Source organism: Rhodococcoides sp. S146-33 (assembly GCF_059489205.1).
Window position 1 is genome coordinate 863,697 of the sequence record NZ_JCAJWY010000002.1, and the last position, 21,217, is coordinate 884,913.

Genomic DNA, 21,217 nt, shown 5'->3' on the forward strand with positions numbered 1-21,217 from the left:
GAGCGAGTCGGGGCCACCTGATCTCGTCGTCGTATTCGGTGCGGTGACCGAATCGTCCAACGCCGAGTTCGATGCCGAGAAAGATTTGGACATGGCCGACCAGAGCGCGGGCGCGGCGACAAGGTAGAACAGCATGCCGACGACCGCGATCAGAACGGTCGATCGCACACCGCCGAGTGCAGTGCACATTCTCCGAGTGGCAAGACCTGTTCCCCACAGGCTGAGAGCGACGCATGCTGCTCCACCGACGACGTCGACGGCGTAGTGCCAGTCCACTGTCCGGGTGCCCATCGCGGCTCGTAACTGGTTCTGCCACAGAATATTCGAGTACACCGCACCCATCGAGATCAGTGTTCCGATCCCCGCTGTCCACGCCCGCGCGCCGACTCGAGCGGGTCGGCGCGTGCCGAGAGCGCGCCCGCACGCCCAGACGAGGGCGAGCGCGATCGCCATCGATACGCCGATCAGCAATGCTTGGGTGGCGGCTGGGCGGGGGAGTAGAGCAGGAGCCGACGACATCGAGACCGCAGCTGTGAGTGCACTCGAGGTCTCGATTCGTGGTAGCCGGATGCCCGTCGAGAGTGGCGTAGCAACAGACGTTCCCGAAGAGCCGAGTTGCCCGGAGTATCTGGTGATCGAGGCGATCATGCGAGTTCGCCGAACCCCGGTACGGATGCTCGTGTACGCAGGTATCGGCTCGTCAGGAGAACCGAGAGTGCCATCAGGACAAGCGCTGCGCCGCCCAGCGCGATCGGCAGTGCGGGTTCGGCCACCGGTGCGCCGAACGACTGCCGCCACGAGTTCATGTCCACGGCGGCCGCGGCCACCGTTGCGGCGGCGTCGCAGGCCCGTCGGGATCCATCATCGGTTCGGTGGATGCAGGATGCATGCAGACGGCTCGCCAGCTGCCTGTCGATTGCGCGACGCCAGCCCGGATCCACGGTCTTGCCTGTCGAGGCGGCATACCGAAGGAGGTCGTATCCCAGATCGTGTGCTTGGCAGGAGGATTCGAATTCCGGAGGCAGCGGTACGGGCGAAGAACAGTCCCCGTGGGGATTGCCGGCCATGGCGTCGAGCACCCTCGGTCGGTAGCCCATCACCGATGCGAAGTCGGCGGGGATCGCTCGGGTCGCGGCGTCTGCCGACTCGGCGACGAGCGCGTGCACCGCTACGGCGACGGTCGAAGTTGTGTCGGGTGCCGACGGCGGGGGCGTCGCGGCACCGGTGGTCGCCATCACCGTGGCGGTCGCGGCGACGCGTATCGCGATGCGAGAAGTGTTCCTGTTCATGGCTTTCGACGCTACGAAGCGAGATGCCCGACGAGCATCGCACCGAGGTCTCGTTCGGGAGCCACGGTCGGTCTCGGTGTGCGGCCGGTTCGATACCGCAGGTGTGCGCGGAACTGATACTCAGGTATGACGCCTTCGTCGGCCCGTACTGCCTAGGCTCGGTCCGTGCGCAAGAACAGATCAGGAATTTCGAAGCCCGAAGCGGCGAGGCCTCGGGTACCGACTCGGATTGCCGGTGTCCGTTCGGTGGACGCGCTGATCGTTGTCGTCGGCGCGGTGCTGTATTCGATCGCATGGCCGACACTGCCGGTCACCCATCAGGTCTCGGGGCCGTTGATGCCCATCGTCGGTGCACTCGCAGCCTTTCCGTTCGTGCTGATTCGAGTCAATCCCGCGTTGGGGTGGGCGGTGTCGGCGCTGTCGGCTCTGGTCGTTCCCTTGGCGTTCGACCGAGCTCCCGGTTACGACTATCCGTGGCAGGTCGTGCACATTCTCGTCTTGTTGGTGCTGTTGTTCGCCGTGGCGCTGCGGTCGCCGCCGGCGGTGCTACTGCTGGCGTGGTCGGCCAGCATGCTGCTCTTCTTCGCGTACATGCCGGGCTCGGACGGAGTCGGTTGGTCCGTCGGTCTGACGGCGGTCGTCGTCTTCGGTCTCTTGATCCGCTGGCTTGTCCTCTCCCGCAAGCAACTTGCCCAGCAGGAGGAGGTCAGCGAACTCGAGCGCACCAGGCGCACGGTTCTCGAGGAGAAGGCGAAGATCGCTCGCGATTTGCACGACGTCGTCGCACATCACATGTCCATGGTGGTCGTGCAGGCACAGAGTGCGCCGTACCGACTCGACGACGTATCCGAGGCTGCCGCGTCGGAATTCGCATCGATCGGTGCCACGGCGCGCGAAGCACTCAACGAGATCCGGGGCATGCTCGGGGTACTCCGCAGTGAGGTACAGCAGTGGCAGGACGCACCGGCACCGAATGCAAGCGATCTCGAACGCACGCTCCGCGCGAGCCGTAAGGCCGGAATGGACGTGCGCTGGAACATCACCGGACCGGTCGAATCCATCTCCGAGACAACAGGGTTGGCTCTCTACAGAATTCTGCAGGAGTCGTTGTCCAATGCTGCGCGCCATGCCCCCGAGGCTGCGGTGGCCGTCGACGTCACGGTCACACGGAGCAGCGTTGTCATGACCGTGGTCAACGCGCCGTCGCCGGACATCGGTGTCGGACTTGTCGCGGGGGCGGATACCGGCGGGCACGGGATAGCGGGCATGCGAGATCGAGCACGGGCGGCACACGGGTGGCTGCACGCTGCCGCACTACCGGACGGCGGATTCGAGGTCGCGGTGCATGTGCCCCACGGGCTGCCGACTTCGACGGCACGGTTGGCCACGGACGATCTGGCCTAGGCTGACGAACGTGGTGACAACGGTCTTCATCGCCGACGACCAAGCGATGGTGCGGCAGGGGTTCGGCGCCCTTCTCGGCGCGCAGGCCGACATCTCGGTGATCGGGGACGCGGACAACGGCAGGACGGCGGTCAGCGAGGTGACTCGCCTGTTGCCCGACGTGGTGTTGATGGACGTGCGGATGCCGGAGATGAACGGTCTCGATGCCGCGCGGGCAATCCTCTCTGCCTCCTTGCCGTCGCCGGTACGAATCCTGATGCTCACCACATTCGACATCGACGACTATGTCTACGAGGCGCTGGCGCTCGGCGCGAGCGGCTTTCTGCTCAAGGATGCGCCGGCCGAGGAATTGATTCGAGGTGTGCGCGTCGTTGCCGCAGGCGAGGCCCTGCTGGCACCGTCGGTGACCAGACGGCTCATCGCGGACGTCACCGCGCGCCGCGGGGCGCGCCGTCGTCCGTCACCGCGTCTTAGCGATCTCACTCCGCGCGAACGCGAGGTGCTCGAACTCATTGCCACCGGCATGTCCAATTCCGAGATCGCGGGCTCGCTGTTCCTGGCCGAACAGACCGTCAAAACCCATGTGGGCAAGGTCCTGGGCAAGCTCGGGCTACGCGATCGCGCGCAGGCCGTGGTGCTGGCCTACGAGACGGGCGTCGTGACGCCGAAGTGAGCGGCGGACGGTACCGACGCGCGCAGCACACCACGTCCCATTAGGCTGACGACCGTCATCGGGTCCACTTCACGGGCCCGTAAGCAGAGAGGCGAAAATCGATGCGCATCGGAGTTCTGACCGGAGGCGGCGATTGCCCAGGGCTCAATGCGGTGATCCGCGCAGTGGTTCGTACCGCTGACGCGCGGTACGGCTCCACGGTCGTCGGCTTCCAGGACGGGTGGCGCGGCCTTCTCGAAGATCGCCGCGTGCAATTGCGCAACGACGACCGCAACGACCGGTTGCTCACCAAAGGTGGCACGATGCTCGGCACCGCGCGCACCAACCCGGATGTGTTGCGGGCCGGACTCGATCGGGTCAAGCAGACCCTCGAAGACAACGGCATCGACGTGTTGATTCCGATCGGTGGAGAAGGAACCCTGACCGCTGCCGCGTGGTTGTCCGAAGAGGGAGTGCCGGTGGTCGGGGTGCCCAAGACCATCGACAACGACATCGATTGCACCGACGTCACGTTCGGCTTCGACACGGCCCTGACAATTGCCACCGACGCGATCGACCGTTTGCACAGCACCGCCGAATCCCATCAGCGGGTGATGCTCGTCGAGGTGATGGGTCGGCACGCGGGGTGGATTGCGCTGCACGCCGGATTGGCGTCGGGCTCGCACATGACGCTCATTCCGGAGCAGCCGTTCGACGTCGAGGAAGTGTGCACTTTGGTGCGCAAGCGTTTTCAGCGTGGAGATTCACACTTCATCTGCGTCGTCGCCGAGGGAGCCAAGCCGATGGAGGGCTCGATGGAGCTACTCGACGGTGGCATCGACGAGTTCGGCCACGTTCGATTCACCGGAGTCGCCCATCAGCTCGGTGTCGAGATCGAACGTCGCATCAACAAGGAAGTTCGCACCACGGTGCTCGGCCACGTGCAGCGCGGCGGAACCCCGACCCCCTACGACCGTGTGCTCGCGACGCGATTCGGCGTCAATGCGACCGACGCGGCGCACGCGGGTGACTTCGGCAAGATGGTCTCGTTGCGGGGCACCGAGATCGGACTGGTATCCCTGGCCGAGGCGACCACACAGCTCAAGCGGGTACCGCAGACCCGATACGACGACGCCGCCGCCTTCTTCGGCTGAACCGGTGCACGTGGTTAACCGTGCGTCGTGTGCAATGCATAAACTACGGACCATGACTGCTGCAACCGTCGATCTGATCGATTACGACGAAGTGCTCGCCGCGTTCGACCCCGTGTTGGGCATGGAGGTCCACGTGGAGTTGGGTACGGAGACCAAGATGTTCTGCGGTTGCCCCACCGCGTTCGGTGCCGAGCCCAACACCCAGGTGTGCCCGGTGTGTCTGAGCCTTCCCGGCGCGCTACCGGTGGTCAACGCCGCTGCCGTGGAGTCTGCGATCCGTATCGGGTTGGCGCTCAATTGCTCGATCACTCCGTGGGGACGGTTCGCTCGGAAGAACTACTTCTACCCGGATCAGCCGAAGAACTATCAGATCTCGCAGTACGACGAGCCCATTGCCACCGAGGGCTACCTCGATGTTCTGCTCGACGACGGCAGTACGTTCCGCGTCGAGATCGAGCGCGCACACATGGAAGAGGACACCGGTAAGTCGACACACGTCGGCGGAGCGACCGGACGTATCGAGGGAGCGTCGCATTCGCTGCTCGATTACAACCGCGCCGGTGTGCCGTTGGTGGAGATCGTGACGAAGACGATCACGGGGACCGGAGCGCGCGCGCCCGAGGTAGCGCGTGCCTACGTCACCGCACTTCGAGATCTGCTGAAGTCGCTGAACGTGTCCGACGTGCGGATGGATCAGGGTTCGCTGCGTTGTGATGCCAACGTGTCTTTGATGAGGAAGACCGCCACCGAATTCGGCACCCGTACCGAGACGAAGAACGTCAACTCGCTCAAGAGCGTCGAGGTTGCCGTTCGGTACGAGATGCGCCGTCAGGCAGCGGTTCTCGAATCCGGCGGAGAGGTGACGCAGGAGACGCGGCATTTCCAGGAATCCGACGGCACCACCACCAAGGGCCGCAAGAAGGAAACGGCAGAGGACTACCGGTACTTCCCGGAGCCCGATCTGGCACCCGTCGCTCCCGACGCGGACTGGATCGAGCAGCTCCGCGGGACCCTGCCCGAGCTTCCGTGGCTGCGACGCGGCCGGATCCAGAAGGACTGGGGCGTCTCCGACGAGGAAATGCGCGACCTGGTGAATTCGGGTGCGCTGGAGCTCGTTGCGGCCACGGTGGACGCGGGGGCATCGCCGCAGGCTGCGCGGTCCTGGTGGGTGTCGTACCTCTCGCAGCAAGCCAATGTGACCGGAGTCGAGCTGGCAGATCTGGCGATCACGCCGGCTCAGGTGGCGGAAGTGGCCGCGTTGGTCTCCGACGGCAAGCTCAACAACAACGGTGCTCGTCAGGTGGTGGACGGGGTCCTCGCAGGCGAGGGTGAGCCGGCTCAGGTGATGTCCGACCGTAACCTGGTGTTGGAGAAGGACGACACGAAGCTCCAAGCCGCCGTCGACGAGGCGCTCGCTGCCAATCCTGGTGTGGTGGAGAAGATCCGCAGCGGCAAGGTTCAAGCTGCCGGTGCCATCGTGGGTGCGGTTATGAAGGCGACACGCGGTCAAGCCGACGCGGCCCGCGTCAAGGAGCTCGTCCTGGAGGCCTGCGGCCAGTCCTGACCGTCGATATCGACTGTGGCCGAGTGCAATTCGCGCTCGGCCACAGCTGTTTCTCGATCAGTCGATACCGCCGCCGCCGCCACCTGGGAAGGGCACCTTGACGACGCGGTCGTCGGTAGGGCCGGGCTCCGCGCCGTTCTTGTTCACCGTTCCGACCAGAATCTGACCGTCGGCGGAGCTCGTGGCCCCGTTCAACTGCCCGTACCGGTCCTGGATCAGGAGTGTCGGTTCGGCCGACACGGCTCCTGTGTTCGCGTCGGTGGTCAGCGCCGCAACAGCTTTCGCCGTCGTGAGGGCTACGGCCACACCGCCCTCGCCTGCCGCGCATCCGGCTACGCCGGGGCGGTCCGGCCACGTCCATACCGGGGAGAACACCGCGCCGAGTTTGTCTATGCGTTGCAGGCGGTCTTCGATCGCGGTGCGGTCGGTGACGTAGATGTTTCCGGCGCCGTCGGTGCACACATCGCCCGCCGTGCCGATTCCACTCAGTGCGATCTGCGGACGCGGGGGACTGGACGTCGGTGACAACGACGTGACGCGTAACAGCTTGCCGGACAGAGAATCCGGGTTCTGGGCTGCCGCCGGGTCACCGTTGTCGCCGGTGAGGACGAGCAGCTCTGTCGGGGTATAGAAGTCGATCGACCCACGATTGCCCGTCGCGCCGCGAGGAATTCCGGTCAAGATGTCCTTGGGGACGTCGCCGGGAGCGAGTCGAACCACCCTGGTGTCCGAGGTCGTGGTGACGAGCGCATAGAGCAGCTTGTCCTCGGCGTACGTCGGAGAGAGTGCGAGATCGAGTAGTCCTCCGTCCCCGGTGCCGTCGACGGCTATCCGGGCCACCTCGACCGGTGTGCGGCCGGCCGCGACCTCCATGATGCGACCGGTTCGGCGCTCGGCAACCAGCGCACTCTGGCCGTCGGGCAATGCCACGAGGCCGCCGGTGGTGTCCAGACATGTCGCGATCACCGACGGGTCCGGATCGACGCAGGGACCCGACGGCGGGGGCGGAGCACTCGGATCCGACGACGGCGGTGCCTCGCTGGGGGTCGTCGGTTTCAGCTCGGCAGCACCGACCTCGGGCGCAGGGGTGAACGGCGACGAGTTCGAGTCGTCGAAGCGGGCGCACCCGGCGAGCATGGCGGCCGTCATGGACAGTGCGACGACAGCGGCAGTGGCACTTCGAGGTGACGCTCCGACCGGCTTCATCCTTCGAACGGTACGTCAGCATCGGCGCGGACTCGCCACGCGGCCATGAGAGAAATCGGCGCATATCGGCTCTACTGTGGACAGGTGACCGACACACCGCGCGACCCCAACCGGCCGGACCAGTCGTACGAACCGGCCGAGAGCCCGTACGACAACCCCACTGAACAGATCCCACCCTCGCGCTCTGCGTCCGGCACATCCGCCTCGGACCGAGCCGATACCTCCGGCGCATCGACCACTGCGTTCGGTGCCCAGCGTTCGGATCGATTGCCTCGAACGGACGACGAGCTCGACTTCCCGTACTCGTCGACGTCCGACGCGCGTTCGTCCGACGCACGTTCATCCGATCCCAGGTCGACCGATGCGCAACCGACCGAGAAGATCCAGGCCTTCCGGCCGTCGGCCTACGCGGATTCGCCCACCACCGGTGCGTCGGCCGACAACTCGTCCTCGAGTGCGTACTCCGATGACTCCACCGCGTACCTCGGCACCACCGCAGGCGCGGCGCCGGCGGCAGCCGTAGCCCCGGAGCCCGAGATCCGTACCGAGACCGTCGAGGTTCCCGCACGTCGCGGCAGCACCGACCTCGGCCTGTTCGTCCTTCGCGTCACCATCGGCGCGGTATTCCTCGGTCACGGCCTGCAGAAATTGGTCGGCCTGTGGAATGGGCCGGGACTCGACGGATTCCAGAACTTGCTCGAGAGCTCGGGCTTTCGCTACTCGGAGATTCTCGCGATCGCGGCTGCTGCCGGAGAGACCCTCGGCGGCGCGTTGTTGATTCTGGGTCTGGCAACGCCCCTTGCGGGCGCGGCGGTGCTGGCGACCATCATCAATGCGTGGTGCTTCAAGCAGGTGGCAGAGCCCGGATTGCAGTTCTCCGGTAGCAGCGGCGTCGAGTACGAGACGGTTCTCGGTTTCGCCGCGGCCGCAATCATTCTGACGGGCCCGGGAAAGATCGCGTTCGACGGTCGCCGCGGGTGGGCCACGCGGCCGCGGATCGGATCGCTGCTGGCGCTCGTTGTCGGCATCGCCGCCGGAGTCTGCATCTGGATTTTCCTCAACGGGGCCAACCCCGTCGTTCGCTGATCTCTCGACATCGATCGAACCCATGTACGTGGCACCTCGTGGTGCCACGTACATGGGTTTTCCTGTTCATCAGGGCACGTAGCGAACGGCTCCCTTGTCGGCCGAGGTAGCCAACGCTGCATATGCGCGTAAGGCGGTGGTGACCGTGCGCCGGCGGTCCACCGGCTGCCACGGACGCTCGGACGCGAGCATCTTCGCTCGGCGGGTCTCGAGCGTCTCGTCGTCGACGAGGATTTCGAGAGTGCGAGTGGCGACGTCGATTCGAACCTGGTCACCGTTCTCGACGAGCCCGATGACTCCGCCGGCGGCGGCCTCGGGCGAGATGTGTCCGATGGACAGGCCCGAGGTTCCGCCGGAGAAGCGGCCGTCGGTGATCAGCGCGCAGACCTTACCGAGACCGGCACCCTTGAGAAACGCCGTCGGATGCAGCATTTCCTGCATGCCGGGGCCGCCCTTCGGGCCCTCGTAGCGAACGACCAGCACGTCGCCGGGTTGGATCTTCTTCTGCAGGATTGCCGAGACGGCTTCCTCCTGCGATTCGACGACCAGGGCCGGGCCCTGGAACGCGAACAGATCCTCGTCGATGCCAGCGGTCTTGAGGATGGCACCGTCGACGGCGATGTTGCCGCGCAGCACCACCAGGCCCCCTTCGACCGTGTATGCATGCTCCAGATCTCGGATGCAGCCGCCGGCGGCGTCGGTGTCGAGAGACGACCAGCGATTGCCCGTCGAGAACGGCTCTACCGTCCGGACGCCACCGGGTGCAGCATGGAACAGCTCGAGTGCTTCGTCGGACGCCTTTCCTGATCGGATGTCCCAGGTGTCGAGCCATTCGTCGAAGCTCTTCGTGTGCACGGTCGAGACGTCGGTTTCGAGAAGGTTCGCGCGGCGCAGTTCGCCGAGGAGAGCCGGGATTCCGCCGGCGCGGTGCACGTCTTCCATGTGGTAATCGGAATTGGGCGAGACCTTCGCCAGGCACGGGACCTTGCGGCTGATGGCGTCGATGGTCTCGAGGTCGAAGTCGACCTCACCTTCCTGTGCGGCAGCGAGGGTGTGCAGCACCGTGTTGGTCGATCCGCCCATCGCCACATCGAGGGCCATGGCATTGCGAAACGCGGCCGGCGTGGCGATGTTGCGCGGAAGAACGGACTCGTCCTCGTCGCGGTAGTACTTCAATGCGGCGTCGACGATGGTGGTGCCGGCTCGCGTGAACAGGGCGCGGCGGGCCTGATGGGTAGCCAGTGTCGATCCGTTTCCGGGCAGTGCGAGTCCGAGAGCCTCGGTGAGACAGTTCATGGAGTTCGCGGTGAACATTCCCGAGCAGGATCCGCAAGTTGGACACGCGCTGCGCTCGACCTCGTCGAGGCCTTCCTCGGACACAGCGTCGTTCGCGCTGGCGGAGATCGCGGTGATCAGGTCGGTGGGTGCCTGTGCAACGCCGCCGACGACGACGGCCTTACCCGCCTCCATCGGTCCGCCGGAGACGAAGACCGCCGGGATGTTCAGGCGCATCGCGGCGTTGAGCATGCCGGGGGTGATCTTGTCGCAATTGGAGATGCACACCAGGGCGTCGGCGGTGTGGGCGTTGGCCATGTACTCGACGGAATCGGCGATGATCTCGCGGCTGGGTAGCGAGTACAGCATGCCGCCGTGTCCCATGGCGATGCCGTCGTCGACGGCGATCGTGTGGAATTCACGGGGGACGCCGCCGGCTGCGCGAACGGCGTCGGCGACGATCTCGCCGACGTTCTTCAGGTGCACGTGGCCCGGAACGAATTGGGTGTACGAGTTCGCGATGGCGACGATGGGTTTACCGAAATCCGAATCGGTCATTCCGGTGGCGCGCCACAGCGAGCGTGCGCCCGCGGCATTGCGTCCGACAGTGGTGACCCGTGAGCGTAGCGGCGGCATATGCGTAGTCCTCGTTCGTTGCAGCGGTTTCTCGCATCGAAGAGGCTACTCGCCGTCTACTACTCCTCCTTCGACGCCTGGTCGCCGTCGTCCTCGGCGTCCGCTCTGGCCTTCTCTTCGGCCGCAGCGGCCGCGGCGTACGGATCGGTGATGCGGCCGCCGCTGGCAGCCGCGAGTTGGGGGAGGAGGTCGAACCGCACCAGCGGCAGCGACTTCTCGCTCTTGTCGGTCAGGACCACCCGCGCCCAGCGGCGATCCGGGAAATGCAGACCCGTCACCGATTCCCACTCGATGACGTCGGAGCCGACGAACCGTCGCGCCGTGATCGCGTCCGGAGTGACGACGGTGCGCACTCGGAGGACCCACACGAACGCAACGATCGGCAGGATCAGGAGCCAGCCCAGAGCCGCAGGCCAGCTGAACGCCGGCAGTGCTGTGCCGAACAGCAGCAGCCCCACGCCGAGCAGTGCAAGGCGCGGCATGCGAATGACCTGCGTGGTCGACGGTTGCTGACCCTCGGCACCGTTCGGTGGCTCGGAGGCAGTGTGGGATGATGGCAGAGGTGGTTCGGACTGCTGCGGAGACGACACCCATTCATCTTCGCATTGCATCTACGCGATCTCACATAATGGGATTGCGTCGTGACGAGTTTGACTCTTCCCTGTGCGCGCGCCTACCGTCGAGCGCGTGAAGCGGAATTGGATACTCGTAATCGGCCGGCGCGTCAACGCCTGAGCCGGTTGTTCAAACTCGCATCGACGCGCCACCCTCGTACAGCACTCGCTGACGGGGGTTTTTTCTTGCCCAGAGATCGCCCAGCACTTTCACATTCCTGAGGAAGCAATCAGTGAGCGCACCAACCGCACGCCCGGGGCCCACGACTCGTAAGTCGGGGCCGGCCGCAAGCCCGTCGACCACCAGCCCGTCCGCAGAAGCGGCGACCAACGGGTCGCGACGTCACGTCGCGCCCGAGAAGGTCAGCGGCGCACAGTCTGTCGTACGCGCCCTCGAAGAACTCGACGTCGACACTGTATTCGGCATTCCCGGCGGCGCGGTTCTTCCCGTCTACGACCCGCTCTTCGACTCCGTCAAGGTGCGCCACGTGCTGGTGCGTCACGAACAGGGCGCGGGCCACGCGGCAACCGGCTACGCCCAGGCGACCGGCAGGGTCGGGGTCTGCATGGCCACGTCCGGCCCGGGTGCGACCAACCTCGTCACCCCGCTCGCCGATGCCCAGATGGACTCGGTGCCCATTGTCGCGATCACCGGTCAGGTCGCGCGCAGTCTCATCGGCACGGACGGCTTCCAGGAAGCCGACATCTCGGGTATCACGATGCCCATCACCAAGCACAACTTCCTGATCACCGACGGCGCGGACATTCCGCGCATCATGGCCGAGGCGTTCTACATCGCTGCCTCCGGCCGACCCGGTGCAGTGCTCGTCGACATCCCGAAGGACGTGCTGCAGGCGCAGACCACGTTCTCGTGGCCACCGGAGATGCGTCTGCCCGGGTACCGCCCGGTCACCAAGCCGCACGGCAAGCAGGTTCGAGAAGCCGCTCGCTACATTGCCGACGCCAAGCAGCCGGTGCTGTACGTCGGCGGCGGCGTCATCAAGGCCAACGCTTCTGCGGAACTCCTCGAGCTCGCCGAACTGACCGGTATTCCGGTTGTCACCACACTGATGGCGCGCGGGGCCTTCCCCGATACCCACCAGCTCAACTTGGGTATGCCGGGCATGCACGGCACCGTGGCCGCGGTGGCCGCACTGCAGCGCAGCGATCTGCTCATCACGCTCGGGGCCCGGTTCGACGACCGTGTCACCGGTCAGCTCTCGTCCTTCGCGCCGGACGCCAAGGTCATCCACGCCGACATCGACCCGGCCGAGATCGGTAAGAACCGGTACGCGGACGTGCCGATCGTGGGCGACTGCGGCGAGGTCATCACCGAGCTGATCGAGGCTCTGCGGGCCGATCGCGCGACCGGAACGACGCTCGATCTCGAACAGTGGTGGGTCTACCTCGACGGCATCCGCAAGACGTACCCGTTGAGCTACGACCGTCCGTCCGACGGTTCCATGTCTCCCGAGTTCGTCATCTCCTCGGTCGGCAAGTTCGCCGGTCCCGACGCGATCTACTGCGCCGGTGTCGGTCAGCACCAGATGTGGGCTGCCCAGTTCATCAACTACGAGAAGCCGCGTACGTGGCTCAACTCGGGTGGCCTCGGCACGATGGGGTACGCGGTTCCCGCCGCCATGGGTGCCAAGATGGGCCTGCCCGACGCCGAGGTGTGGGCCATCGACGGTGACGGTTGCTTCCAGATGACCAACCAGGAGCTTGCAACCTGCGCGGTGGAGGGCATCCCGATCAAGGTCGCGCTCATCAACAACGGCAACCTCGGCATGGTCCGGCAGTGGCAGACCCTGTTCTACGAGGAGCGCTACTCCAACACCAACCTCGGCACACACGGTGCCGTCCGTATCCCCGATTTCGTCAAGCTCGCCGAGGCACTGGGTTGCGTCGGTTTGCGGTGCGAGCGGGAAGAGGACGTCGACGCCGTGATCGCCCAGGCCCGCGCGATCAACGATCGTCCGGTCGTCATCGACTTCATCGTCGGTGCCGATGCCCAGGTGTGGCCGATGGTGGCAGCTGGAACAGGCAACGACGAGATCATGGCCGCCCGCGGAATTCGTCCGTTGTTCGACGAGGACGAGACCGTGGGCAGTGAGCCCGGAATCGACGACGCCATGGAACGCGAGCAGGCGCCCCACCCGATGAACAACGACGTGAAAGGCACCGACCTGTGAGCACGAGCCATACCCTCAGCGTTCTCGTCGAGGACAAGCCAGGTGTGCTGGCCCGCGTCGCTGCACTGTTCTCGCGTCGCGGCTTCAACATCTCCTCGCTCGCCGTCGGCGGAACCGAGATTCCCGATATCTCACGCATGACCATCGTCGTGACCGTCGACGAATTCCCGCTCGAGCAGGTGACCAAGCAGCTCAACAAGCTCATCAACGTCATCAAGATCGTCGAGCAGGACGACGATTCCTCAGTGGCACGTGAGTTGGTGCTGATCAAGGTCCGAGCCGACGCCAGCGTCCGCAGCGAGGTCATCGAAACGGTGAACCTGTTCCGCGCCAAGGTGATCGATGTGTCGCCCGAGGCGGTCACGGTCGAAGCGACGGGCACCCGCTCGAAGCTCGATGCATTGTTGAAGATGTTGGATCCCTATGGAATTCGAGAAATAGTTCAGTCGGGAGTCGTTGCCGTCGGACGTGGACCGAAATCGATCACTGCGTCGCGGTAGCGGCCCAGTGACGAACACGCGTAAAACCCAAGAGGAAAGGTAACAACCAGTGGCAGTCGAGATGTTCTACGACGACGATGCTGATCTGTCGATCATCCAGGGCCGCAAGGTCGCTGTGATCGGATACGGAAGCCAGGGCCACGCGCACTCGCTGAGCCTGCGCGACTCCGGCGTCGATGTTCGCATCGGCCTGGCGGCGGGCTCGAAGTCCCGCGCCAAGGCGGAGGAGCAGGGCCTGAAGGTCGGCACTCCCGCCGAGGTATCCGAGTGGGCCGACGTGATCATGGTGCTCGCACCCGATACCGCGCAGGCCAAGATCTTCTCCGAGGAGATCGAGCCCAACCTGAAGGACGGCGACGCGCTGTTCTTCGGCCACGGACTCAACATCCACTTCGACCTGATCAAGGCTCCGGAGTTCGTCACCGTCGGCATGGTCGCACCCAAGGGACCCGGCCACCTCGTGCGTCGCCAGTTCGTCGACGGCAAGGGCGTTCCCGCACTCATCGCCATCGATCAGGACCCGAAGGGCGAGGGCCAGGCGCTCGCACTGTCGTGGGCCAAGGGCATCGGCGGAACCCGCGCAGGCGTCATCAAGACCACGTTCAAGGAAGAGACCGAGACCGACCTCTTCGGTGAGCAGGCCGTGCTGTGCGGTGGCACCGAGGAGCTCGTCAAGACCGGCTTCGAGGTCATGGTCGAGGCCGGCTATGCCCCCGAGATGGCGTACTTCGAGGTTCTGCACGAGCTCAAGCTCATCGTCGACCTCATGTACGAGGGCGGCATCGCTCGCATGAACTACTCGGTGTCCGACACCGCGGAGTTCGGCGGCTACCTCTCGGGACCTCGCGTCATCGACGCCGGAACCAAGGAGCGCATGAAGGCAATTCTGGCCGACATCCAGTCGGGTGAGTTCACGCGTCGCCTGGTCGCCAACGTCGAGAACGGCAACACCGAGCTCGAAGGCCTGCGCAAGGAAAACGCCGAGCACCCCATCGAGGTCACCGGCAAGAAGCTGCGCGACCTGATGAGCTGGGTCGATCGTCCGATCACCGAAACGGCATGATTCTCGTCGAATCGCGTTCGTACGCATACTGATCGAAGGGCACCGCTACATCAGGTGGCGGTGCCCTTCGGTGCGTGCTCGACGGTGGCGTCGCAGGCCGACGTCGCCGGCCACTAAACTGTTTCTGCTGCACCAGCTCCGAATTTTTACCGTCAACAGTCTCGAACCGACTTAGGGAGTTCTTCACGTGAGCCAGCCAGGCCGTCCTGTCGTTCTGATCGCCGACAAACTTGCGCAGTCCACCGTCGAGGCACTGGGTGACGGCGTCGAGGTCCGTTGGGTCGACGGCCCGGATCGTCCCGCACTGCTCGCTGCGGTTCCGGAGGCCGACGCGATCCTCGTGCGCTCCGCGACCACGGTCGACGCCGAGGTGCTCGCTGCCGGGACCAACCTCAAGATCGTCGCTCGCGCCGGCGTCGGCCTGGACAACGTCGACGTACCCGCAGCCACCGAGCGCGGCGTCCTCGTCGTCAACGCACCGACCTCCAACATCCACACCGCTGCCGAGCATGCAGTCACGTTGCTCCTGTCTGCCGCGCGCCAGATTCCCGCTGCCGACGCCACCCTGCGTCAGCACGAGTGGAAGCGCAGCAAGTTCAACGGTGTCGAGATCTTCGGCAAGACCGTCGGTGTCGTGGGCCTGGGCCGCATCGGTCAGCTGTTCGCGCAGCGTCTCGCCGCATTCGAAACGCACATCATCGCCTACGACCCCTACGTGTCCGCGGCCCGCGCGGCTCAGCTCGGTATCGAACTGGTGAGCTTGGACGAACTGCTCGAGCGCGCAGACATGTTCTCGGTTCACCTGCCGAAGACGCCCGAGACCAAGGGCATCATCGGCAAGGAAGCCCTCGCCAAGACCAAGCCGGGTGTCATCGTCGTCAACGCCGCTCGCGGTGGTCTGGTGGACGAGCAGGCGCTGGCCGACGCCATCACCAGCGGGCACGTCTTCGCCGCCGGCATCGACGTCTACGCCTCCGAGCCGTGCACCGACAGCCCGTTGTTCGAGCTTCCTCAGGTCGTCGTCACTCCGCACCTCGGCGCGTCGACCACCGAGGCCCAGGACCGGGCGGGCACCGATGTGGCCAAGTCCGTGTTGCTCGCTCTCGCCGGTGAATTCGTGCCCGACGCGGTCAACGTCAAGGGTGGAGCCGTCGGCGAAGAGGTTTCGCCGTGGCTCGAGATCGTGCGCAAGCAGGGCGTTCTGCTGGGTGCGCTGTCCGCCGAGCTGCCCACGTCGCTCTCGGTCGATGTACGCGGTGAGCTCGCCGCCGAGGACGTCGAGATCCTGAAGCTGTCTGCGTTGCGTGGCCTGTTCTCCGCCGTCATCGAGGACTCGGTCACGTTCGTCAACGCGCCCTCGCTCGCCGAGGAGCGCGGCGTCACCGCCGAGGTCACCACGGCGTCCGAAAGTGAGAACCACCGCAGCGTCGTCGACGTTCGGGCCGTGTACGGCGACGGCTCGGTACTCAATGTTGCGGGCACGCTCACCGGAACCAAGCAGGTCGAGAAGATCGTCAACATCAACGGTCGCAACTTCGATCTCCGCGCCGAGGGCAAGAACCTCATCGTCAACTACGCAGATCAGCCCGGCAGTCTCGGCCGGATCGGAACGCTGCTCGGCGATGCCGGGATCGACATTCAGGCCGCTGCACTCAGCCAGGACTCCGAGGGTGACGGCGCAACGATTCTGTTGCGCGTCGACAAGGACGTTCCGACCGAGCTCAGTGCGAGCATCGCGACCGCGGTGGGTGCGTCCACCATCGAGCTGGTCGACCTGTCCTGATCGCTCTCAGTCGATCGGACACAAATCGAACGAACACACGAGGAGTGAGATGAAGCTGGCCGTCATCGCCGGGGACGGAATCGGACCCGAGGTCGTCACCGAGGCGCTTGCCGTGCTCGACGTGGTCGCGCCCGGTACCGAGAAGACCGAGTACGACCTCGGTGCGCGTCGCTACAACGCCACCGGCGAGCTGCTGCCGGACTCGGTGTTGGCGGAACTGCGTGAGCACGACGCAATCTTGCTGGGAGCCATCGGTGATCCGTCGGTACCCAGCGGTGTGCTCGAACGCGGACTGTTGCTGCGCGCTCGGTTCGCGCTCGATCACCACATCAATCTGCGTCCGGCCAAGCTGTATCCCGGAGTTGTCGGTCCTCTGGCCGGCGACAAGGAGATCGATGTCGTCGTCGTGCGCGAGGGCACCGAGGGTCCGTACACCGGAAACGGTGGTGCGCTGCGAGTCGGTACACCGCACGAGGTCGCTACCGAGGTCAGCGTCAACACTCGCTACGGCGTGGAGCGGGTGGTGCGCAACGGTTTCGAGCGAGCACTCGCTCGGAAGAAGCATCTGACGCTGCTGCACAAGACCAATGTGCTGACCTTCGCAGGCAGCCTGTGGGCTCGCACCGTCGAGGAGGTCGCCTCGGAGTTCCCGGACGTCGAGGTCGCGTATCAGCACATCGACGCCGCGATGATCCACCTCGTCACCGATCCCGGTCGGTTCGATGTCATCGTCACCGACAACCTGTTCGGTGACATCGTGACCGACCTCTCGGCCGCAGTGACCGGCGGAATCGGTTTGGCCGCAAGCGGAAACATCGATGCGACCGGCACCAACCCGAGCATGTTCGAGCCGGTGCACGGCAGTGCGCCCGACATCGCGGGACAGCAGAAGGCCGATCCGACCGCTGCCATCCTGTCGGTGTCACTGCTACTCGATCATCTCGGCGATGCGGCGGGAGCCGCGCGAGTGGAAGCCGCTGTCGCAGCAGATCTCGCGCAGCGGGGAACCGCCGCGGCGTCGACGAAAGAAATCGGCGCACGAATCGCCGCTCGCCTGTAGCCAGACCACGACGAAATGCCACGGTAGGCCGACTGCCCACCGTGGCATTTCTGTTTCTCGGATATCCCGCCGGGCTGAATCAGCTTGTGCTGTCGGCTTTCTCGTCGGTGATGTCGCGACGTGGATCGTCGGGGACGATCGGCACGGAGAGCGCCGGGAAAATTGCCGACACCAGGAATGCGACGGGAAAGCTGATCGCGGCAAGTGCCCCGAACACCGGCGGCACGGCCGACGCGAACACGTACTGGCTCGTGTTCTGCACGCCGAGGGCGCGTCCGCTCCAATACGGTCCTGATATCTCTGCGACCGCGGTGAAGGCAAGACCGTTCGGGGCAACGGTGGCGACGGACGCGACCACCAGGAGGACGATCGCGGCAGGGGAGTCGAACCAGTCGGCGATGCCCAGACCCAGCATGCTGACGGCGGCAGTCACCGCGACCCACCGTAGGGGCCGCATGCGGCTATGGACCCGATCGGAGAGCGCGCCGACGCTCATCCGGCCCAGTGCGCCGAGAATCTGCGTCACCGTGACGAGGACGCCTGCCGCTGCTGCCGTCCATCCTCGGTCGGTCATCAGCCAGACGAGCGCGTACGTCCAGACCACGTACTGCGGGACCACCAGCAGTATCGACGTAGCGTGAATGCGCCACAGTTGCCTGCTGCCGCGGTACGGATTGTCGAGCAAACCCTGTTCCGCCGCATCGATGCGGTTCGGTCGCGGGGGGTCGACCACGGCAAGACACAGCAGAGCGGCTGCTGCGCACACGGCAGCAGGTACGAGCAGTGCCGCTCCGACGCCGTGGTCTCTGGCTATGGGTGGGATGGTCAATGCCGCAACGGCCACGCCCAGTGGCACCGACATCTGCCGGATACCCATCGCCAATCCTCGGCGATGCGGCGGAAACCATCCGACCACAACTCGTCCGCTCGCGCTGTTCGCACTGGCGGCTGCCATGCCGCCGATCAGCAGAAGAACGGCCAGCACGGGAATAGAGGTGCTGATCACTGCAGCGAGACTCGCGGCGGCCGTGAGGCCGAGCCCGATCACCAGGACGAGACGTTCGCCGATCCGGTCGACGAGGACGCCCCATGCGATGAGGGTCAACATGATGCCGACGGTAGGCATCGCAACGACGAATCCTGCCGTGGCCAGGCCGAGTCCTCGGTCGTCGTGCAGCGACGGTATGAGAAATGCAGCGCCGTTGATGAAGACGGCACCTGCAGTCTGCGCGAGCATTCCGAGTACGAGCATGAACCAGCGCCGTGTTTCGCCGATGCCGGCCAGTTGCTCGGTGGTGTTCATTCGGTCCTTTCCGCTTACTGCCCGTCTCACGATGTGGACATTATGTCTTGAGATATGGAACTACTCGAGGACATTACACCGGCGAAAGATCGACGGATCGGACGGCGTCGATGCGCGGGGAACGACGGTCGATAGACTTCTGGCATGCGTCTCGGTCGAATTGCAAGTCCTGATGGTGTGGCATTCGTGAGTATCGAAGGTGAGGGGGATGCCCGGACGGCTAAGGAAATTGCCGAACATCCCTTCGGCACACCGACGTTCACGGGTCGGTCGTGGCCGCTGGCCGATGTACGCCTGCTCGCGCCGATCCTGGCGAGCAAGGTCATCGCCATCGGCAAGAACTACGCCGCGCACGCGGCCGAGATGGGCGGCGAAGCACCGAAGGATCCCGTCATCTTCATCAAGCCGAATACGTCCATCGTCGGACCGGGTGCGGCCATCGTGCTGCCACCGTCGTCCGACGAGGTGCACTACGAGGGTGAACTGGCCATCGTGATCGGGCGTCCGTGCAAGGACGTTCCCGCGTCGAAGGCGTACGAGGTCGTTCTCGGATATACCGTCGCCAACGACGTCTCGGCCCGTGACCACCAGAAGAACGACGGGCAGTGGACTCGTGCCAAGGGCCACGACACCTTCTGCCCACTGGGGCCGTGGATCGAGACCTCGCTCGATCCCTCCGATTTGGAGATCAAGACCGAGGTGGACGGCGTTGTGAAACAACAGAGCCGTACTTCGCTTCTGCTGCATGATATTCCGAAGATCATCGAGTGGGTGTCCGCAGTCATGACGCTGCTCCCCGGCGACGTCATCCTCACCGGAACCCCCGAAGGTGTCGGACCCATCGTCGATGGTGACAGCGTATCGATCACCGTCGAGGGAATCGGTACCCTGACCAACCCCGTCGCAGCGAAGAAGTAGGGCACCGATGACCACTCCAGCAGACGTCCGCGTTCGGTTCTGCCCGTCTCCCACCGGTACCCCGCACGTCGGACTGATCCGAACAGCACTGTTCAACTGGGCGTTCGCCAGGCATCACGGTGGAGCCTTCGTCTTTCGCATCGAGGACACCGATGCTGCACGCGACTCCGAGGAGTCCTACGCCGCCCTGCTCGACGCGTTGCGCTGGCTCGGCCTCGACTGGGACGAGGGCCCCGAGGTGGGCGGCCCGTACGAGCCCTACCGTCAATCCCTGCGCCGAGAGCAGCACACGGCCGTCGTTCGGCAGCTGCTCGACGCCGGGGAAGCCTACGAATCGTTCTCCACGCCCGAGGAAGTCGAAGCTCGTCACAAGGCCGCCGGGCGCGACCCCAAACTCGGTTACGACAACTTCGACCGCGATCTGACTCCGGAGCAGCGCCAGGGCTTCCTGGACGAGGGCCGTGGAGCCGTCGTACGGCTGCGTATGCCCGACCACGATCTGACCTGGAACGACCTCGTACGCGGGGAGACCACGTTCAAGGCCGGGACGGTGCCGGACTTCGCGTTGACCCGAGGCAACGGAGTTCCGCTGTACACGTTGGTCAATCCCGTCGACGACGCCCTGATGAAGATCACCCACGTGCTGCGCGGCGAGGATCTGCTGTCGTCGACCCCTCGTCAGCTCGCCCTCTACGAGGCGCTGATTCGGATAGGTGTGGCCGATCGGACCCCGGCGTTCGGGCATCTCCCGTTCGTGATGGGCCAAGGCAACAAGAAGCTCTCCAAGCGTGATCCCGAAGCCGACCTGTTCATCCATCGCGATCGGGGATTCATCCCCGAGGGGTTGCTCAACTACCTTGCTCTTCTCGGGTGGGGCATCTCGGACGACCACGATGTCTTCTCGCTCGACGAGATGGTGGCGGCGTTCGAGATTTCCTCGGTCAATTCCAACCCGGCGCGCTTCGATCAGAAGAAGGCCGACGCGATCAACGCCGAGCACATCCGAATGCTGCCGGCCGACGATTTCGCGGCTCGGTTGCGTCAGTATCTGGTTGCGCGAGGACATCTCGTCGAACCGATCGACGAGAAGGTGTTCGCGGTAGCTGCGGACCTCATTCAGACTCGCATCGTCGTGCTGTCGGACGCGTGGGGACTGCTGAAGTTCTTGTTCGTCGACGAGACGGACTTCGAGATCGATCCCGCTGCTGCGGCCAAGAACCTCGGACCCGATGCTGCACCCGTTCTCGACGCCGCCATCGAGGCGTTGACGGCGTTGGCGACGTGGACCACGGCCGACGTGGAGGCCACTCTGAAGGAAGCGTTGATCGAGAAGCTCGAACTCAAGCCGCGCAAGGCCTTTGCTCCGGTTCGGGTGGGAGTGACCGGCTCCCACATCAGCCCACCGCTCTACGAGTCCATGGAACTGCTCGGCCGCGAGAGGACTCTCGCTCGACTGGCTGCTGCACGCGCTCGTATCGCGTGACGGCAGTTCGTCGGGGGCCGACACGATCGGTCGGA

At 65.1% G+C, this 21,217-nt stretch carries 17 protein-coding genes and 1 pseudogene; 12 read left to right on the forward strand and 6 right to left on the reverse strand.

From position 1 onward, the window contains the following. Window positions 1-9: 9 nt before the first annotated feature. Together AC5WEY_RS12555 and AC5WEY_RS12560 are read right to left on the reverse strand one after the other, a co-directional pair. Window positions 10-648 (reverse strand): annotated as a pseudogene (locus AC5WEY_RS12555) (alpha/beta-hydrolase N-terminal domain-containing protein); the annotation flags it as partial. Further along, window positions 645-1,289: a hypothetical protein gene (locus AC5WEY_RS12560; RefSeq protein ID WP_495646127.1), complete on the reverse strand. Its 645-nt coding sequence runs from the start codon at window positions 1,287-1,289 to the stop codon at window positions 645-647. The pseudogene AC5WEY_RS12555 and the gene AC5WEY_RS12560, both read right to left, overlap by 4 nt. Window positions 1,290-1,535: 246 nt before the next feature. Between AC5WEY_RS12560 and AC5WEY_RS12565 the strand changes: the two genes are divergently transcribed. The 4 genes from AC5WEY_RS12565 to gatB all read left to right on the forward strand — a co-directional run bounded on the left by AC5WEY_RS12565 (window position 1,536) and on the right by gatB (window position 6,063). Further along, on the forward strand, window positions 1,536-2,693 hold the full coding sequence (locus AC5WEY_RS12565; RefSeq protein WP_495646551.1) for a sensor histidine kinase: 1,158 nt from the start codon (window positions 1,536-1,538) through the stop codon (window positions 2,691-2,693). Window positions 2,694-2,703: 10 nt separating this feature from the next. Continuing rightward, complete coding sequence (locus AC5WEY_RS12570) at window positions 2,704-3,366, forward strand: response regulator (RefSeq protein WP_082520974.1); 663 nt, start codon at window positions 2,704-2,706, stop codon at window positions 3,364-3,366. Window positions 3,367-3,467: 101 nt separating this feature from the next. Further along, window positions 3,468-4,499: an ATP-dependent 6-phosphofructokinase gene (locus AC5WEY_RS12575; protein WP_057477565.1), complete on the forward strand. Its 1,032-nt coding sequence runs from the start codon at window positions 3,468-3,470 to the stop codon at window positions 4,497-4,499. Window positions 4,500-4,551: 52 nt separating this feature from the next. Next, window positions 4,552-6,063 carry an Asp-tRNA(Asn)/Glu-tRNA(Gln) amidotransferase subunit GatB gene (gene gatB / locus AC5WEY_RS12580; RefSeq protein ID WP_495646128.1) on the forward strand — a complete coding sequence of 504 codons (1,512 nt, stop codon included), beginning with the start codon at window positions 4,552-4,554 and terminating at the stop codon, window positions 6,061-6,063. Between the two features lie 57 nt (window positions 6,064-6,120). Here the strand turns inward: gatB and AC5WEY_RS12585 are convergent, their stop codons facing one another. Continuing rightward, window positions 6,121-7,269, reverse strand: coding sequence for a PQQ-dependent sugar dehydrogenase (locus AC5WEY_RS12585; RefSeq protein ID WP_495646129.1), 1,149 nt, complete (start codon window positions 7,267-7,269; stop codon window positions 6,121-6,123). Between the two features lie 84 nt (window positions 7,270-7,353). On the opposite strand from AC5WEY_RS12585, the gene AC5WEY_RS12590 reads away from it, so the two are divergent. Then, complete coding sequence (locus AC5WEY_RS12590) at window positions 7,354-8,355, forward strand: DoxX family protein (protein WP_495646130.1); 1,002 nt, start codon at window positions 7,354-7,356, stop codon at window positions 8,353-8,355. Between the two features lie 69 nt (window positions 8,356-8,424). On the opposite strand, the gene ilvD is transcribed toward AC5WEY_RS12590, so the two are convergent. Together ilvD and AC5WEY_RS12600 are read right to left on the reverse strand one after the other, a co-directional pair. Continuing rightward, on the reverse strand, window positions 8,425-10,266 hold the full coding sequence (gene ilvD / locus AC5WEY_RS12595) for a dihydroxy-acid dehydratase (protein WP_495646131.1): 1,842 nt from the start codon (window positions 10,264-10,266) through the stop codon (window positions 8,425-8,427). A 59-nt stretch (window positions 10,267-10,325) separates the two neighbouring features. Next, window positions 10,326-10,748, reverse strand: a complete 423-nt coding sequence (locus tag AC5WEY_RS12600; protein ID WP_495646132.1) for a PH domain-containing protein — start codon at window positions 10,746-10,748, stop codon at window positions 10,326-10,328. A gap of 365 nt (window positions 10,749-11,113) precedes the next feature. Here AC5WEY_RS12600 and AC5WEY_RS12605 point away from each other — a divergent pair, with 365 nt between their 5' ends. The 5 genes from AC5WEY_RS12605 (at window position 11,114) to AC5WEY_RS12625 (ending at window position 17,478) form a co-directional block, all read left to right on the forward strand. Further along, window positions 11,114-13,072: an acetolactate synthase large subunit gene (locus AC5WEY_RS12605; RefSeq protein ID WP_495646133.1), complete on the forward strand. Its 1,959-nt coding sequence runs from the start codon at window positions 11,114-11,116 to the stop codon at window positions 13,070-13,072. Next, window positions 13,069-13,572, forward strand: coding sequence for an acetolactate synthase small subunit (ilvN, locus tag AC5WEY_RS12610; RefSeq protein ID WP_008717436.1), 504 nt, complete (start codon window positions 13,069-13,071; stop codon window positions 13,570-13,572). Before AC5WEY_RS12605 ends, ilvN begins: the two co-directional genes overlap by 4 nt. A gap of 61 nt (window positions 13,573-13,633) precedes the next feature. Then, a complete protein-coding gene (gene ilvC, locus AC5WEY_RS12615; RefSeq protein WP_179274679.1) occupies window positions 13,634-14,635 on the forward strand; it encodes a ketol-acid reductoisomerase in 1,002 nt (333 codons plus the stop codon). 187 nt (window positions 14,636-14,822) lie between these two features. Then, window positions 14,823-16,418 (forward strand): phosphoglycerate dehydrogenase, encoded by a 1,596-nt coding sequence (gene serA / locus AC5WEY_RS12620; RefSeq protein WP_057477572.1) that lies wholly within the window; start codon window positions 14,823-14,825, stop codon window positions 16,416-16,418. A gap of 49 nt (window positions 16,419-16,467) precedes the next feature. After that, window positions 16,468-17,478: a 3-isopropylmalate dehydrogenase gene (locus AC5WEY_RS12625; protein WP_057477573.1), complete on the forward strand. Its 1,011-nt coding sequence runs from the start codon at window positions 16,468-16,470 to the stop codon at window positions 17,476-17,478. Window positions 17,479-17,557: 79 nt separating this feature from the next. On the opposite strand, the gene AC5WEY_RS12630 is transcribed toward AC5WEY_RS12625, so the two are convergent. After that, window positions 17,558-18,835 carry an MFS transporter gene (locus tag AC5WEY_RS12630; RefSeq protein ID WP_495646552.1) on the reverse strand — a complete coding sequence of 426 codons (1,278 nt, stop codon included), beginning with the start codon at window positions 18,833-18,835 and terminating at the stop codon, window positions 17,558-17,560. 90 nt (window positions 18,836-18,925) lie between these two features. Here AC5WEY_RS12630 and AC5WEY_RS12635 point away from each other — a divergent pair, with 90 nt between their 5' ends. Continuing rightward, a complete protein-coding gene (locus AC5WEY_RS12635) occupies window positions 18,926-19,699 on the forward strand; it encodes a fumarylacetoacetate hydrolase family protein (RefSeq protein ID WP_057477575.1) in 774 nt (257 codons plus the stop codon). Between the two features lie 7 nt (window positions 19,700-19,706). After that, window positions 19,707-21,182 carry a glutamate--tRNA ligase gene (gltX, locus tag AC5WEY_RS12640; protein WP_057477576.1) on the forward strand — a complete coding sequence of 492 codons (1,476 nt, stop codon included), beginning with the start codon at window positions 19,707-19,709 and terminating at the stop codon, window positions 21,180-21,182. Window positions 21,183-21,217: the final 35 nt, after the last annotated feature.

What these genes read in the sequence shown, in the direction of transcription:
- AC5WEY_RS12560 (WP_495646127.1), bottom strand. Translation starts at nt 1,289, where the DNA reads ATGAACAGGAACACTTCTCGCATCGCGATACGCGTCGCCGCGACCGCC.
- AC5WEY_RS12575 (WP_057477565.1), top strand. Translation starts at nt 3,468, where the DNA reads ATGCGCATCGGAGTTCTGACCGGAGGCGGCGATTGCCCAGGGCTCAAT.
- gatB (WP_495646128.1), top strand. Translation starts at nt 4,552, where the DNA reads ATGACTGCTGCAACCGTCGATCTGATCGATTACGACGAAGTGCTCGCC.
- AC5WEY_RS12585 (WP_495646129.1), bottom strand. Translation starts at nt 7,269, where the DNA reads ATGAAGCCGGTCGGAGCGTCACCTCGAAGTGCCACTGCCGCTGTCGTC.
- ilvD (WP_495646131.1), bottom strand. Translation starts at nt 10,266, where the DNA reads ATGCCGCCGCTACGCTCACGGGTCACCACTGTCGGACGCAATGCCGCG.
- AC5WEY_RS12600 (WP_495646132.1), bottom strand. Translation starts at nt 10,748, where the DNA reads ATGCCGCGCCTTGCACTGCTCGGCGTGGGGCTGCTGCTGTTCGGCACA.
- ilvC (WP_179274679.1), top strand. Translation starts at nt 13,634, where the DNA reads ATGTTCTACGACGACGATGCTGATCTGTCGATCATCCAGGGCCGCAAG.
- AC5WEY_RS12625 (WP_057477573.1), top strand. Translation starts at nt 16,468, where the DNA reads ATGAAGCTGGCCGTCATCGCCGGGGACGGAATCGGACCCGAGGTCGTC.
- AC5WEY_RS12635 (WP_057477575.1), top strand. Translation starts at nt 18,926, where the DNA reads ATGCGTCTCGGTCGAATTGCAAGTCCTGATGGTGTGGCATTCGTGAGT.
- gltX (WP_057477576.1), top strand. Translation starts at nt 19,707, where the DNA reads ATGACCACTCCAGCAGACGTCCGCGTTCGGTTCTGCCCGTCTCCCACC.